The 15,425-nt window shown below is 62.7% G+C and carries 9 protein-coding genes; 2 read left to right on the forward strand and 7 right to left on the reverse strand.

Annotated features, from left to right (window positions below; translation table 11 throughout):
• Window positions 1-45: 45 nt before the first annotated feature.
• From ACFQW8_RS07410 to ACFQW8_RS07440, 7 genes are all read right to left on the reverse strand, one after another.
• Entirely contained in the window at window positions 46-2,220 is a 2,175-nt protein-coding gene (locus ACFQW8_RS07410; protein WP_380086344.1) for a GmrSD restriction endonuclease domain-containing protein, read from the reverse strand.
• A 63-nt stretch (window positions 2,221-2,283) separates the two neighbouring features.
• Window positions 2,284-3,168 (reverse strand): hypothetical protein, encoded by an 885-nt coding sequence (locus tag ACFQW8_RS07415; protein WP_380086345.1) that lies wholly within the window; start codon window positions 3,166-3,168, stop codon window positions 2,284-2,286.
• 102 nt (window positions 3,169-3,270) lie between these two features.
• Entirely contained in the window at window positions 3,271-6,360 is a 3,090-nt protein-coding gene (locus ACFQW8_RS07420) for a type III restriction-modification system endonuclease (protein WP_380086346.1), read from the reverse strand.
• A 4-nt stretch (window positions 6,361-6,364) separates the two neighbouring features.
• Window positions 6,365-8,338: a site-specific DNA-methyltransferase gene (locus ACFQW8_RS07425; RefSeq protein WP_380086347.1), complete on the reverse strand. Its 1,974-nt coding sequence runs from the start codon at window positions 8,336-8,338 to the stop codon at window positions 6,365-6,367.
• A gap of 8 nt (window positions 8,339-8,346) precedes the next feature.
• On the reverse strand, window positions 8,347-9,048 hold the full coding sequence (locus ACFQW8_RS07430) for a DUF4391 domain-containing protein (protein ID WP_380086348.1): 702 nt from the start codon (window positions 9,046-9,048) through the stop codon (window positions 8,347-8,349).
• Window positions 9,045-12,314 (reverse strand): helicase-related protein, encoded by a 3,270-nt coding sequence (locus ACFQW8_RS07435; RefSeq protein WP_380086349.1) that lies wholly within the window; start codon window positions 12,312-12,314, stop codon window positions 9,045-9,047. Before ACFQW8_RS07435 ends, ACFQW8_RS07430 begins: the two co-directional genes overlap by 4 nt.
• A complete protein-coding gene (locus tag ACFQW8_RS07440) occupies window positions 12,311-12,511 on the reverse strand; it encodes an excisionase family DNA-binding protein (RefSeq protein ID WP_380086350.1) in 201 nt (66 codons plus the stop codon). Before ACFQW8_RS07440 ends, ACFQW8_RS07435 begins: the two co-directional genes overlap by 4 nt.
• Before the next feature lie 1,077 nt (window positions 12,512-13,588).
• Between ACFQW8_RS07440 and ACFQW8_RS07445 the strand changes: the two genes are divergently transcribed.
• Together ACFQW8_RS07445 and ACFQW8_RS07450 are read left to right on the forward strand one after the other, a co-directional pair.
• Entirely contained in the window at window positions 13,589-14,272 is a 684-nt protein-coding gene (locus ACFQW8_RS07445) for a DUF6345 domain-containing protein (protein WP_380086351.1), read from the forward strand.
• A gap of 14 nt (window positions 14,273-14,286) precedes the next feature.
• Window positions 14,287-15,252 carry a hypothetical protein gene (locus tag ACFQW8_RS07450; protein WP_380086352.1) on the forward strand — a complete coding sequence of 322 codons (966 nt, stop codon included), beginning with the start codon at window positions 14,287-14,289 and terminating at the stop codon, window positions 15,250-15,252.
• The last annotated feature ends 173 nt before the right edge of the window (window positions 15,253-15,425 follow it).

Genomic DNA, 15,425 nt, shown 5'->3' on the forward strand with positions numbered 1-15,425 from the left:
CGAGCAGTGTGTGTCAAGTACCACCAGACCGGCTCGGCGTCTGCACTAGTCGGGCAGTGATGTTCGGAGCTCATCCAATGTCCGGCCCGTACGGGTGTGCGTCCAGTCAGTCCAACCGTTGCGAGAGCTTCCCATAAGCTCACTGAGCGCTGTCGAGGGAGCCTGATATCGACCCGCGACCGTGTCGAGGTCGCCGGTGCTGGTCACGGTGGCGCGAAAGACCTCACCGGACCTGACGCGCCGGTGCTCCAACAAATCTCCGGGCCTGACGAGATCAGCACTCAGCAAGGGAAGGAGATCTCCGTGCACCGCATGATCACGCCGCTCGCGGATCGACTCGGAGTTGGCGAGGTCGAAGGAAGTCTCCTTGGGACGTGGGTCGCTATCTGGGTTGGGGTGCGGCCACGTCTTCAGGGCGACGGCGACCATCGCTTTGGCACGTAGGTCGATGTGCTGCTCGTCCCACGTGCTCACCCACTCGTCTTGGGTCCACCCGCTCAGACCCTCCGGATATGTCAAGACCGACCCCGTGGTCAGACGCGCCAAGCTGTGGGTCTGCAAGGTGTGGCGTTTCTTGGTCCACGGATCGTTGCTCAGGCTCGAGTTGAGGCCTTGCGTCGCCAAGGTGAGGTTTCCGAGGCTGTGCACGGCTGCGGCGCGGCGTTCGAGCTGCTCGTCGGTTGAGTCCGATGGAAGTGACCAATGGTCACGCCAGCTGACAGGCATGATGTGCTCGATCGTGAGAGCTTTGCTCGCCGCGCGGTGCGGAGTCGCGGGTTCCGATTTGCTCGTGATGAGCTGGTTTTCGAGGCCTACCAGAACCGTCCGCAGTCGGGCACGCACCAAGTCGGTGTACAGCCGCGGGTTCAGAAGTCCGTCGACGAACTCACGATCGGCCGGCCAGTAGCGGTTTTCCGCTGTCTGAGCGGCAAGCGCAGAGACCAGTAGGGTGCCGGCCCCTGTCCTTTCACCGGACTTGATCGTTCCTAGGAGCGACCCAAACAAGCGGTTGTAGTCCTTCGTGCCTAAGCGGCATACAGCCCGACGCGTCAGGAACGAGTCGAGAGCCATCGTGCCTACCACAGCCTGGTCCTGTGGAACGGTGACCTCCGCGTGAAGGAACAGGATCAAAGGCCAAGGCGTGGTGGTGCCGGTGGAGTCCAGTCGGTCTAAGGCCTGAGCGACCGGCGACTCCATGGGTAGGGACAGGAGCATGTCCATGGTGTTTGCATAGGTGCGGATGCTTCGGATGACAGTTGCGGCGTCTGCCTGGGTGGTCTTCATCCAGCGCTTGAAGTCCTCGAAGAGATGCTCGACCGACGACTCCTCGCCACGCTGGGCGCTCAGCCAGTAGGCGAGAAGGATGTCGACGCGGACTCGCTTGATGCGACCGGTCGTGATCTCGGTGCGCCAGTGTGAGTCATCCAGCACAGACCAGTGGTTGGTGAGGAGGTCGCGCTCCAAGGCTTGGTTGCCTTGGCGATCCAGCGTCTGGAAAAGCAAGTTCTTGACGAGGTCGGCTGCGTCGAGCCGGACGCCTCGGTGATTGAGGGCCTCGAAGATGACCTGCGGGTCGTCCTTCGCCTCGAGGAAGATGCTGACGACCTTGATGCGGCTCTCTACCGCGAAGTGAAGAAGGTCGAGACGCTCCTCGGGTTTGGGTGACTCCCTGACCCAGTCCCTCAGCGCGCTGTCGAAATAGGACGCGGCTTGAGCAAGGCGGTGGCGGTCGTTGGGACACGCTGAGTCGTCGGACGGTGCTCGAACCGCCCATTCGAATATGGGCCGGTCGTGCTCAAGGGGTGCAACTTTGAACGCATCCTCTGGAAACTCACTGTCCTGACTCACGCGATTGCGGACTAGAGCCCCGAAATTGTCCGCGGCCTGGGTCGCGGAGAACTCGACAGCGATTCGTCGAGCCGCAGCAAGGAAGACCTGAAGAGTGGTCATGCGTTGCTGGCCGTCGATCACCATCGACGTCGGCTTCCGGCGTGGAACCGGTTGTCTGTGTTGAGTGACGAAGGCCCCTAGGAAGTACTCAGGGGCGTCTCCGTCGGTTTCCGCGGTTGCCTCGGCGTCCTCCGCGGCCTTGCGCAGGTCGTTCCACAACGGTGCCCAGTTATCCGGCTCGTTCCAGACGTACGGTCGCTGGAAGATGGGGATCACATAGCGGTGGTCCTTGCTGAACACCGTGCTGAGCAGTTCGTCCCCTGCCTTCATCGTGGATGTCCCTTCAGGCCTGAGCGGGTGGCTCTTCGGTGGGTGTGGCTGATTCCAGCGACATCAGGCATCGGCGATGACCGAGTCGTCTCGTTTCCGCAATACTTCCTCGAGCGCATGCGGCTCGGAACTGACGGCGCTAGGGAGGTCGCCGCGTTCCGTCTCGCCCGACGACATGTGACGTTCGTCGAACAATTCATCTGAAGTCTGGATCGACGCGCGGGCCCGCGTCGCATCTGGCGCCGCGGCAGGTGAAGGGCAGTCCCCCCACGCGGGCGGGGGCGGACCGAAGGCGCGCTTTGCGGACTTTACGACGCCGTAGCCGAAGAACGCGTTGCCACCGGCGCCGATCATCGCGCCAAACCCCAAAGGCGCCTGCTTGCCGAGTACCACGACCCCCTGCTTCGTGCCGTACTTCGTCACGAAGTTGTGGCCAAGCACCTTGTTGGCCTGCTTGAGCGACGAGGCGGGGATGCTGTTGGTTAGCAGCTTTCCCCAGTGCGCTCCCGTCCGTCCGGCAGCCCTCTCGACGAGCTTGCTACCCGAGTTCCCGAGCAGCACGCCCATGACCAGGGTTCGACGCCGCTCCAAGTCGGTGACAGGAACGCCGTGCACCTCTGCGAGGGCAAGCACATAGAGGGCCGATGCCTCGGTGAACGCCATCAGGTCCAAAAGAGCCGCGGGAAATCCGACGCCCGGGACGATGGCTGCTGCCCCCGCCGCTCCACCCGTCGTCGAGACGGTTGAGAGGTAGTACTTGTTCAGCGCCTTGATGACCTCCGCCGGACTGGCGTCTGGGCGTGTGCGGCGCACGCGGTTGATGTAGGCGTCGACTGCCGGTTGCTGAACCGACAGCGCCTTGGTCACAGCGCTTTCAAACGCACGTGCGGTGCGGCTGGAAGACGCACTCTCGTCCACTGAGCGAACGACCTCGGTCGACTCTGCCATCACGGCTCCTAGGTGGGGTTCTAATTTTCGCGGATGGCGAAGGGAGGGAGGGCGCCAACCGGGATCTTGGCTACGCCGATGGTCGGTCGATCTCGGTCATCGTCATCCTCCCTGTGCCGTCACGAGTTCCATGAGCTTGGAGTAGCTGTCGGCTACGTCGTACTCCACGTGACCCTCGAACTTCTTGTTGACTTCCGCGAAGAACCTCCGGGCACACGCAATTTTCGCGTCCTCGACGCCCTTGAGCTGCAGGGTGGAAAGGGAGCCCTTCGTCTCGGCGACGAAGTACACGTGTCGCACCGAACCCTCGCTGAACGCAATCGCCCAGTCCGGGTTGTAGTTGCCGACGGGGGTCGGGATGAAGAAGCCTCGCGGCAACTTGGCGTAGACCGCGACCTCGGTACTCGTGTCCAGCTCAGTGACGAAGTCACGCTCGACCTGTGAGTCCGTGACGACATAGTCGTACACGTGCTTCTTGAGCTTCTCGCCAACTTTGGAGAAGTCCTGGGCGCTCTGGTTCTCCGTGAAGATAGCCGAGTCGAAGCGGTCCTCGAGCGCGTCGTACGCGAGATGCTCAACGATCACCGTCGCCTTCTGCTCGTTGATCAAGCGTGCGGCTTCGGTGATGAACTGCTCTGGATTGAGGCGGAACTTGGCAAAGGTGTTTGGGTTGATCCGGACGAGGATCGCGGCGGCGGTGCGCCGGGTGAGCTGGGTCTTCTCCGTGATCTCCCCGAGCAGGTCGTACGCGACCTGAGACCCGGCAGATACTGTCTCGGTCTGGGTTGAAGTCCTGGAGACCTTGAATCCGGCACCACTGGCCAGGTCATCAGCGTCAAGCGACTCTCGCTGCTGGCCAGCCTGCATGACGTACTGCATGGCGGCGACGTTCAAGTGGGTGTCGAGAGATGCCACGCACTTGCCAATCAGCTCAGCCGAGTCGAACTCGACCTGGTAGACGGCCTTGTGGTTGATCCGGTTCCAGAGCTCCTGGAACTCCTTCTTCTTGAAGTTCGCCTCGTTGAGCGGGATCTTCTTCGGTTTGCGAGCGTCTGGAGGGACGGGCAGGTCGACGTACAGGGCGTCAACCAGGGGCCAAACGAAGTCGATGACGGGCTTCAGGACATCGGACGTCGGCTGTGCGAGGGTCCCGTTCTCCTTGGCCTCGATGTAGGTGCCGGAGACTGTGTCGTCATCGTTGATGTAGTCGTTCTTGACCAAGTACTTGTAGAGCGCCTGGGCGAGCGCTTCCTCGACGATCGACTCGCCGTCTGCGGTGTGGATCGTCTTGCCGATGAAGAACCTGACGCTGGCCTTGCGCGGGCGTGCCGCCAGCGACTCGGCCATCTCCTTCTGCAGCCCAGCGACGAAGTCGGTGTAGGACTCGTCTGTCACGACGGTGAGTTCGTTGATGTCGTGGACCGTGACGGGGTTGTCCATCCGCTCGCCATGCTGGTCCACCGCCAGCCGTAGGCCACGCCCGATCTCCTGACGACGAGAGATGGTGTTGTCGCTCTTCTTGAGCATCCCCATCACGAAGACGTTGGGGTTGTCCCAGCCCTCGCGCAGAGCCGAGTGCGAGAACAGGAACCGCACGGGCTCCTCGAAAGACAGAAGACGTTCCTTGTTCTTGAGGATCAGGTCGTATGCCGCAACGTCCTTCGATTGGCCCTTCTCGTCACCAGTCTTATGGACGTCGCCTTCGACCAGGCGCTCGCTCTTCTTGTCGATCGAGAAGTAGCCCTGGTGCACGTCGCGGGCCTTGTCCCGGTCGAGGTACTTCTTGTAGGCCGCTGTCGCTCCGTCCAGCTCCAACTCCCCGACCACCTCCTCGACGAGAGCGGCGTACTCCTCTTCGAACACTCGGGCGTAGTGGCCCAGCGTGTCTTCATGGTCGTAGTCGCGGTACTTGGCCACTTCATCGATGAAGAAGAGCGAGAGGACCTTGATGTCCTGGCTAAAGAGTTCGCGCTCCTTGTCGATGTGTGCGCGGATGACCTCGCGGATCTGGATGCGTCGTTTGGTCTCCTCGGTGACGTCGCGGTCGGCGAGCTGGCCAGCGACGACGATGTCGCCATTGCTCAGAGTGATGGTGTCATCGATGGCACTGACGTCGGTGACCACGAGGTCCTTATAGGCCTCGATGCCGTTGGCGAGGTCGTGCAGTCGGGTGCCCTTGGTGACGCGCTTGAGCTGGCGTTTGATCGGACCGCCCTTGGTCTGGACCTCCAACTCGACACGGGCGGTCGGCGGGTGCCCCTTCTTCACCTCGATCGCGTCGAGGTACAGGTATGCCGTAGACCCGGCGAGCCCCTTGATGGTGATCCCGCGCACCGCGATCTTCTTGACGAGCTTCTGGTTGTACGCGTCGAGCGCGTCGAGCCGGTGGACCTTGGTGTGCTCGACCTTGTGGGTCGCGGAGTAGCGCAGCACCATCAGTGCATTGAACCGCGACAAGGCTTCCAGCGACTTCGGCGCGCCGATCTTCTGCGGTTCGTCGATGATGACGATCGGCCGGTTCGCGCTGATCACATCGATCGGCTTGCGGGACTGGAAGTCGTCCAGCACGTCGTAGATGCGCCGGTTGTCCTTGCCCGTCGCGTTGAAGGCCTGGATGTTGATGACCATGACCTGCACGCCGGCATCGGAGCTGAACCGTTCGATCTCGTGCAGTTGCGAGGAGTTGTAGATGAAAGATCGCGGCTTCGTACCGTACGCCTGTTGGAAGTGCTCTGCAGTGACGTCGAAGGACTTCTTGACGCCTTCGCGGATGGCCACGGACGGCACGACGATGATGAACTTCGACCAGCCGTAGCGCTTGTTCAACTCCATGATCGTCTTGATGTAGACGTAGGTCTTCCCGGTCCCGGTCTCCATCTCGATGTCGAGGTTCGGAGCACCGGGCGCGGCCTTGCTGTCGACCACCTTCGGCGCCAAGGGGAGGTTCCGCGACTTCTGCACCTGATGGAGGTTGGCGAGCAACTGCGTGGCGGAGAGTTCGATCTCGGCGTTGCGTAGACCGGAGTCTGGGGACGGGCGCGTCTCGAACAGCGCAGGCGCAAGGCTCGGCTTCACCTTGCCGGGGTCGATGCGATACGTGACACCCGTTCGACGAGGCTGGCCAGCGAACACATCGACGACTGAGTCGACTGCTTCGGTCTGGTACGGCTGGATCTTGAACTGAAGTTTCATCAGCTCAGATGGCCCTGACGTCGGTCGCGGGGGAAAGCTCCTTGAAGACCTGCTCCGCGTTGATTCGCGTGTCATCGGAGGCGAATCCTGCGTCACGGAAGACGGCCCGCAAAGGCTCCTGCTTAGCGAGTGCGCGAACCAGCTCGGGGGTGACGTCGTCGTCGAAGCAGGCCAGCACCGCACCCTCATCGACCACGAACACGGTCCTGCCCTCGGTCTGGTCGACCTCGATCGGAAGATCAAGGTCAAGGCCCCAGTCGAGCAGTACCTGGAACAGCAGATCTTCGCCGGTGCGCCCAGGCTTCACGCTGTCCTCAAGTCCCGAAAGCGCCTGTTGGTCCGTGTCGTCTGGCGTGCGCAACACGTCAGCCATGTTCGTCGTGTCAACCCGGAGAGACCTGAACCCGGTGTCCGACTCCTCGCCAAGGAGGCCGGCGTCGGCCTTGATGTCAGCGCCCGCACGTCGCAGCCGTTCCCTCGCGATATCAGCTATCGACTCGAAGCCGCGTTCAGCCGCCAACGACTTGGGGTCAGTCGCTTCGTCGAGCTGCACCGCGATGAATCGTCGCGATCCACCATCTGCCGCGTTCATAGCCATTACCGCGTGGGCCGTTGAGCCAGATCCAGCGAAGAAGTCGAGGACTACAGCATTCCTGTCCGATGCAGTGGCGGCGTTGATCCAAGTGGATAGGACTCCAACATCCTTCGGGTAGTCGAAGTACTTGCCGCCGAGCAGCCGCGCGAGAGCATCACTTGCTGGCGCCCGCTCCTGCGAAACAACCGGCCGAATCGCCTGCGTATCCATGTCCGCAAGGAGGCGCTTGAACCGTGGCGTCGTCTTGTGGTCGGTCCCGAACAGGATGAGACCCTGATCGATCCGCTGTGCCATTGCCTCGCGCGAGAGTCGCCAGCCGTTCTCGTGCATCGGCACTGGCTGTCCGGTCACCGGATGCGGAACATCGTACATCAGGTTCTCGCGGGGGTTCGGGCTCGCCAGATTGTCACGCGTGTAGATCTGACCGAACTCATCAATCTCGCTGTAGGCCTTCAGTCCGGCCTCGACGTCCGGCTTGGTGCGCCACCAGGCTCGAAAGAGTTCGGTCGCTCGCTTTGGATCATGGTCCGCCTCTTCCCAGATCCGCTGACCCGCGGCAAGTACGTCGTCGTAGCCCCGCTTCGGGCCCTTGAGTCGGACGTCATTTTCGATGAGAGCCGCCTTGTTGCGAGCGAAGATCAGCATGTAGTCCAGGCCGCCGGCAGTGAATCTTGCGTCGTTCTTGCCTGACCCCTGCCAAACGACGTTGGCCAGGAAGTTGTCGCCACCGAAGACCAGATCGAGCAACTCGCGAAGATTCCCGTGTTCATGATCATCGATGGCAGCGATGAGAACGCCGTCGTCGGCCAGGAGGTTGCGCGCCAACTTCAGGCGCGGATACATCATGCTCAGCCAGCCCGAGTGGTAGCGACCGTTGGACTCGGGATTCGCGACAAGCCGCTCGCCAGCGTCGGAGTGCTGGCCCGAGCGCTCCAGGTAGTCCCAGATTGTCTCCGCGAAGTCGTCTTCGTAGATGAAGTCGTTTCCGGTGTTGTAGGGCGGGTCGATGTAGATGAGCTTGACCTTGCCGAGGTACGACTCCTGGAGCAGTTTGAGGGCATCGAGATTGTCGCCCTCGATGAATACGTTCCTCGTGGTGTCGAAGTCGACCGACTGCTCACGCACCGGCCGGAGCGTCTTCGCGACAGGCGCATTAGCTGCGAATGCCGCCGCCCGCTTGCCCGGCCAGTCGAGCTGGTACCGCTCCTGCGGGCCCTCGACCAAGTGATCCGACAGTTCCTGTCGGAGCAGATCGAAGTCGACCGCGCTGATGGCGTTCCCCTCCGCGTCGACCGACTCGGTGATGACGCCCGGGAACAGATCGGCGATCTTGGCGATGTTGCTCGCCGTCAGATCCGGCGACGTCAATCGAAGTTTCTCCACGGTGGTCCTCAGTTCCTGTTGCCCGCGGCCGGGCCATCGGTGGCACTCGTCAGATCTACGAGTGCGGCTTGCTTGGTCTTCAAGGTTCGGCGCAGCTCGACCTTGCGGTTGAGCTGTGACTCGTTCCGGAGCTTCCGCTCTAAGGCGGCCATCTCACGCTCAAGTGACCGAACGGTCGTAAGTCTGCCGACCACGTCCGACACATTTTCGCCGGCACGCCCCGCGATGGGCGTCAGCGGCTCCAGCAGCGCCGTGTACATGCTCGCCAAGTCGATGGCCGTCGGGAGCGGGTCTCGGTCGCCTGATGCGGGCTGCCAGCCTGTGCTGAAGTACGGGCCCAGCTTGGGGGCACCGGCGCCGAGTTGCTTGTGGGCAGCGACCATGCGGATGGATCCGTCGGCGTCCTCTCCCCTCCTGATCTCAAAGATGATCGGGGTTCGGACTGCCTTGTCGATCGCGACAAGGACGCCCTCCGCGACATCCTCTTCCTTCGCTTCGAGCTCGAAAACCTGGATTTCCGGCACCTCGCCGCTTCCCGGGAGGTTGATCGTGGATTCGGCGAGCTTGTAGGCCCAGGTGATCCGTCTTACGTCGGAAACGAAGCGGTCCTTGACCGTTGACCCGAGGCTGGCATGTTCGTAGAACTTGGTCTTTGGCACGACCCGTCCGAACGCCGCCGCTTTCGGCCACCGGTAGAGAAGCGCCGTCATGCGCTCCCCTGCTCTGGATCGACGACGGCCAGGAATGCGATCAGCTCGAAGTCCTCGACGCCTCCGATGGCCTGGCTCAGTGCTGTGGTTGGGCCGTCGGTGAAGAGGCTGTCCAGGTCTCGCTCGTCGGTGACCTCGATCATCGACCTTATGGCCGCGGTGAGCAGTTCGGAGTACTTGCCCATCTCGGCACCTTCGCCGGTCGCCGCGTTGAAGACGCGCGTGACCGCAGCGACGGGCTCGTCGTACGGGCGGCAGCCGGCACGGATGACGTCGAGCAGGTGCTTCACCTCGGTGTGGTCCGCAACCACGTTGCCGGCTTCGTCCAGGTAGACGAGGTAATGGGGGTGAAGGCGATTGCCTCGATCCGAACTCTTGTCGGCGTCCACGTTGCGCAGCGCAAAGATGACCCCCGGCTTGAGTCCCTTCGCCCGATCGGACGGGACCACCGCATGGAGGCCCTTCGGGAGCGTGTCGAGTGCGCCGTGCTCGTTGATGTACCCGAGCAGATCCATCCGGAAGTCGTTGAGGCCGAGATCCGTGATCGAGACGCCTGCACGAACGTCTTCGAGCTCAATGACCTCGTCCTGGAGCTTGCGGAGCTGTTCCTTGCGGTAGGCCGCATCAGCACTAGCCGGGTCAAGGATGTTGTCGTCGCCCACTGCCGCAAGGTCGGCGATGACCATGCGATTCTCGACGCGTTCCTTGAGGTTGATGTACTCGTCGAGCGAAATATCGGGCCAGAAATTGACCAGTTGGATCTGCGCGTTGGTCGAGCCGATCCGGTCGACGCGGCCGAAGCGCTGGATGATCCGGACTGGGTTCCAGTGGATGTCGTAATTGACCAGGTAATCGCAGTCCTGGAGGTTCTGACCCTCGCTGATGACGTCGGTTCCGAAAAGAACGTCGAGCTCGGCGGTCTCCTTCGGCATGGTGAGGTGGCGCTGCTTCGAGCGGGGCGAGAACAGCGTCAGGACCTGCTGAAAGTCGTGCCCCGGGCCCAACGTCGTCTTGGCTGCGTGCGCACCGCCGGTGATGATCGCGCTCTCCAAGCCCGCTTTGCTGAATGAGGGTGCGAGCTCGCGGAACAGGTAGTTCGCAGTGTCGGCGAACGCAGAGAAGATCAGCGCCTTGCGGTTGTCGGGGTTGATCGGGTTGGCAGCCTTGTCCTCGATCAGCTGCTTGAGCCGCAGGAGCTTGACGTCGTGATCGGGGGTGACCTTCTCCATCTCCTCCAGCAACTCACGGAGGGTCTCGCGGTCATTCCACAGGTCCCGCTGCCAGGACTCGACGTCGATGTCCTCCAGATCAATCTTGATCTTCTCGCCAAAAGTCAGGGCTTCGAGGTTGGCGTCATCCTCGTCGTCGACGTCCAGGTCCAGGTTGCTGAAGTCCACATCCAGTTCTGACATCGCGCCCGCGCGCGTCTCGAGGCGGCTGAGCGTCTTGTCGACAGCGCCTTCGATCCTCCCGACGGTGAGTCTGAACGCTTCGACCGAGCTCTCAAGCCGCTTGAGCAGGTTAACCGTCATCAGTTTCTTCAGGCCTTGCTCGCGGCCGAGCTGACCGAGGTTGGATCGCGCGGTGCCGCCTTTGACGTTGTAAAGGTCTTCGTACTTGCTGATCCTGCTCGGAAAGACGTAGGCGAGGGGGGTGTAGACAGCAAGCGTCAGTGCCTGGATCTGTTCAAAAATCTCGTTGAACGAAGCGACCCCGGGCAGGTCGGTAAGAGGTGCTCGGATCGAGATCGGTGGGAGCCGCTCGGGGAACGCTCCGATCTCGGTGGTGTCGTAGAAGGCTTGGATGTGTTTCCGCGACCGGGCGATGGTCACAGAGTCCAGAAGCTCGAAGAAGTCGAAGTCGAGCATCTTCAGGATCTGGTCGGTGGTTCTGGCCTCCGGGGTCAGTTTCGACCAGTCGTTGAAGACACGCTGAGCGTCGCGGAAGACGTTCTCGACTGTGGTCGACAGGTTGAGCTGTTGAGCGAGGTTCTCCGACTCGCCCTCGTAGGCGAGCTGGAGCTGGTTCTTCAGGTCGTTGAACCGGTTGTTGACCGGTGTCGCCGAAAGCATCAGGACCTTGGTCTTGACGCCTTCGCGGATGACCCGGCGCATGAGGCGCTGGTATCGGGACTCCTTCTCTTCGGCGTAGTCGGCGTTCCGGAAGTTGTGTGACTCGTCGATCACGACGAGGTCGTAGTTGCCCCAGTTGATACGGTCGAGTCGCAAACCCAGGGACTCCCCGCGAGTGCGCGAGAGGTCGGTGTGTGCGAGCACGTCGTAGTTGAACCGGTCGCTGGCGAAGATATTGGTCGTCAGGTTGGCGTTGTAGTTGGTCCAGTTCTCCGACAACTTCTTCGGGGCGAGAACCAGGACGGACTTGTTGCGCAGCTCGTAGTACTTGATGACGGCCAGCGCGGTGAAGGTCTTGCCGAGGCCGACGCTATCGGCGAGGATGCAGCCGTTGTAGGTCTCCAGTTTGTTGATGATACCGGTGGCTGCGTCGCGCTGGAAGTTGTAAAGGCTCTGCCACGCCTGGGTCTCTTGGTAACCAGTGCGGTCGTTGGGGAGCACGTCCTCGTTGATGTCGTCGAGGAACTCGGCGAAGAGGTTGTAGAGAATCAGGAAGTAGATCCGGGCTGGGGAGTTCTCGGCGTACACGCTGGCGATGTGCTCGACCACCGCGTCGGTCACGTCATCGAGTTGCGTCGGGTTGTTCCAGATCTGGTCGAACAGCGCGATGTACTGCGACGTCATCGGGGTGTCGTCGATGCGGTGCACCATGTTCGAGACCGCATTGCCCCGTTCGTAGCCGAGGTCTGCGGTCGTGAATCCCTGAAGAGGCACGTAGGCGGTCTTGTCATCCACTATCGCGAACTGCTGCATCGGGTTGCCAGTGGAGTTCGACTGGAACCGGACCTTTCGCCGCACCCAGTCAGCGCACTCTTTCGCGATCGCGCGCTGGGTGAGTTTGTTGCGAAGCCGAATCTCGAACTCGGAGCCATAGAGACTCGATTCGCCGCTGCCGTTCCTCGGAATGAAGAACTCTCGACGTTCCTTACGTAGCCTGTCAGTGACCTTTTCAGTGACGAACGAGGGCGAGGTGAAAATGAACTCCAACTCGCTCACCTGCTCGAGCTCCTTCCGGAGCGCTTCGAAGGCGAAGATTGAGAACGTCGAGGCAGCGATCCTGACCTTCGAGCCTGGAGCGATCTCGTCTTTGAGGTCATCCCCCAGCAGCGAGTTGAGGTTGTCGATGATTTTCACTGAGTTGCCCCCGCGCCCGTAGTCGCGTCAGCACCACACCCGCGCACCCACTGGTCGACCTCGGTGATCTGAAACTTCCCGAGGCGACCAACTCGATGAGCTGGCGTACCCTTCCTGGCGATCCATGTGTAGATACTGTCCTTGGTGGCACCGAGGTGTTCAGCGATCACCTCAGCGGACACCCAAGGCTCGATCACGCCTGCAGGTTAGCCCGGGTCTCACCGAGTGTCGCCCAATTCCGCGATGTTTCGCGAAACATGCATCTGAGCAGCATCGCGCCTCTACGTTGATGCACTCAGCAGCCGAAAAAGGGGGGCAGATGCCACGAGGACAAACGCGCGGGCCGGCCGAAGCGCACCCGCGCCCCGGATGTGGGGATGATGCGACTTCGAGCGCCCGGAAGGTTCTTGCCGTCTCCGACCCAGTGGTCGGTGCTTTGGTGAGAGAACTGGGCCGTCCTCAAGCGGAGGCTGTTGTCATCTGCCAGAGCGAATCGCCCACGGTGCTGGATCTCGCAAAGGCCGGGGGCGCCTGGCTTGGGAAGGGGCGGTTCGAACACGCGGCCTGGGAACGCTCACGATCGTGGGCATTGCACAGGTGCACATGTAGAGGCCGCCATCGTTGCCGGGTGGAGGGGCGGGCGAACTACGGGGACATGCATGTCGTGGATGTTGCACTGCGATGCGGATCCGGCTTGGCGGCCGTCATATCGGCATTCGTCGAGGGGTTTGCGTTCGGTGACAGAGTTGAACCTCCAACCGCAGTCCTATCGCTAGGCAAGCATCCCCTGAACTCCATCGTGGTGGTGCTGGGAAAGGCTCAGCAGCGCGTTGAAGGCAAACACTGGCATCCACGCCCAGATAGTGGCTCCGCGGTTTCCTTGGGTGCTCTGTGGCACAGAGGCGCCAGTTGGTTTGAGCAGCGCGCCTACGAAGAGTGATGGGCCGGGCCTGCTGCCTGGCGCTGCAGCGCATTTCGGGCATGTCTCCGCTCGATGGGCGGGTTCAAGACCGCGCCAGGTGACTCATGAAGTCTCTTGGTTTTGAGGTTTCGGGCCACACCTCAGGGCAGCCGGGGTGGATTGTGGTTTCTCACGGTTCGTCGCCCGCAGATCACCAGGGGCACCGCCAACACCCAGAAGCCGCAAGGCTAGCCCGAGGGACAGGCCCTGCGACTAGCTCACCGCCATCAGAACGTATCTGGACGGCATACGTCGCCTCCTTTCCCCTGTAGCCGTCACCGTGACGGCGCAGGGGAACGCAAGGGAGCACGACATGGCCAAGTACGTGGGGTCGTGGTGGATCAAGGACGGCATCGACGGCCGTCGACTCGAGGCTGAAGGCTTCGCGTCGACGCTCGGCGGGCTGTCCGAGTTCGACTGGACCCAGAACCACGGCGAGAGTGACGTCAAGGAGTCCGACTTCGTCACGACCGCCAGCACCACCCAACGCAGCGACCAGGTCGACGCGATGCAGATGAGCTCGCACGGCTGGCAGGACGGCTTCCTCGTCTGGGGCGGCAGCGTCGACACCAGCGAGGCCGTCGACTTCGGCAAGAACGACCTCGAGCTCTTCGCGACGCACGCCTGCGACCTGCTCCACCACGGGTCGGACAACTCCGTCGGACGCTGGATCCCAGCGTTCCAGCGGCTGCACTACATGCTCGGCTTCCACAACAGCAGCTACTCCGGCGGCGGCCAGAACTCCCGCGGCACGTGGTTCGCGATGTATGCCGCGTGGCTCTACTACTGGTCCGGCAGCTGGCTCTTCCGCGTCGACATCCCCGTGCGCGAGGCCTGGGCCGAGGCCAACGAGATCGTCGAGGGCAGCAACGTCCAGTGGGCCTACCTACGGGCCGAGTCCCCGGGCGCCCCGACCTACAACGAGCGGCTGCGCGCCGCCGAGACCACCGACCCCGTCAGCAACCGGTCCTTCTGGACCGCGCGCGGCACGTGCTGAGCGAGGAGCCAGTCATGACACTGCAGTTCACCGACATCGACTTCAAGGTCGACCTACCCGACATCCCCCGGACCGCCCCGGTGGTCACCCACACCCCGCCCTGCCTCAAGGAGCACGCCGAGACCACGCGAGCCATCGCCGAGGTCCTCGACATCGACGTCAAGGGGACCGCCCAGGTGCCGCACGGCTATGCCGTCGGCAGCGACCGCGGCCAGGTCGAGGTCTTCGCCGCGAGCGGCGCGGTCCGAGCGCGCAACGTGGAGCGACTCACGGCATACGCCGATGAGAGCCGGCCGTGGAGCGACATCGAACGCGACCGGGACGGCACCTATCGACTCGGCGACTCGGCGGCCGAGGAGCTCAGCCACCACGGCCTCGAGCTCCTGCACCGCATCGGCATCCGCGCCGATCACGCGAGCGTCGACGTCAGTCTCGGACAGTGGGCGCAGCTCAACGAGGACGGCAAGGAGGTCGACTCCGGACCCGGGCGTGCGACAGTGCGAGTCGCGTATGCCGTCCACGGCCTTCCGCTCATCGGTCCCGGCGCGAAGACGAACCTGCACTTCGACCCCGAGGACGACGGTCGCAGCCCGGCGCTGGCGCGGATGTTCCACGTCAACCGCGGCGTCGAGACGACCGGCGAGGTCGCCGCCCAGTCACTTGACGAGGCGTTCTCCGGGTTGCTCCGGCAGCGCTGGTCCGGTCAGGGCGTCCGCGAGGGCGAGGGACGCATCACCATCACGGCCGCGACCTTCGGGCTGCTCGCGTTCCCGGCCGACGTCGTGCAGACGTTCGCGGCACCGGCGCTCATGGTCGAGGGTGAGATCAGCGGCGTTGAGGTCGGCAAGGACGAGACGGTGAGCGTCCGCTTCGGCCAGTACCTCTCGCTCGCCCACCCCAAGGCGCTCGCCGAGGCGGGCTACGGCGGCGGGCGGCTGGAGCCGGGTGTCGTCGTGCGAGGTCGCACCCGCGGCCAGTAGCCGAGTGCCCGGCCGCGAGTCAGCTCAGGGTCCTTGGAAACGCGTCGCATACGCCCCGTTTCCAGGGACCCTGAGGTAGCGGACGGGGCACGGCTGAGGTAGCTGCCCACGCACGAAATAAGGCAACTGACCGATGTGGGCCACTACCTCACCCAACGACTGTTGACCTGTCA

The organism is Knoellia altitudinis, from assembly GCF_042666355.1.
GTDB classification, from domain to species: Bacteria; Actinomycetota; Actinomycetes; order Actinomycetales; family Dermatophilaceae; genus Knoellia; species Knoellia altitudinis.

What these genes read in the sequence shown, in the direction of transcription:
- ACFQW8_RS07410 (WP_380086344.1), bottom strand. Translation starts at nt 2,220, where the DNA reads ATGAAGGCAGGGGACGAACTGCTCAGCACGGTGTTCAGCAAGGACCAC.
- ACFQW8_RS07445 (WP_380086351.1), top strand. Translation starts at nt 13,589, where the DNA reads ATGGCCAAGTACGTGGGGTCGTGGTGGATCAAGGACGGCATCGACGGC.
- ACFQW8_RS07430 (WP_380086348.1), bottom strand. Translation starts at nt 9,048, where the DNA reads ATGACGGCGCTTCTCTACCGGTGGCCGAAAGCGGCGGCGTTCGGACGG.
- ACFQW8_RS07450 (WP_380086352.1), top strand. Translation starts at nt 14,287, where the DNA reads ATGACACTGCAGTTCACCGACATCGACTTCAAGGTCGACCTACCCGAC.
- ACFQW8_RS07415 (WP_380086345.1), bottom strand. Translation starts at nt 3,168, where the DNA reads ATGGCAGAGTCGACCGAGGTCGTTCGCTCAGTGGACGAGAGTGCGTCT.
- ACFQW8_RS07420 (WP_380086346.1), bottom strand. Translation starts at nt 6,360, where the DNA reads ATGAAACTTCAGTTCAAGATCCAGCCGTACCAGACCGAAGCAGTCGAC.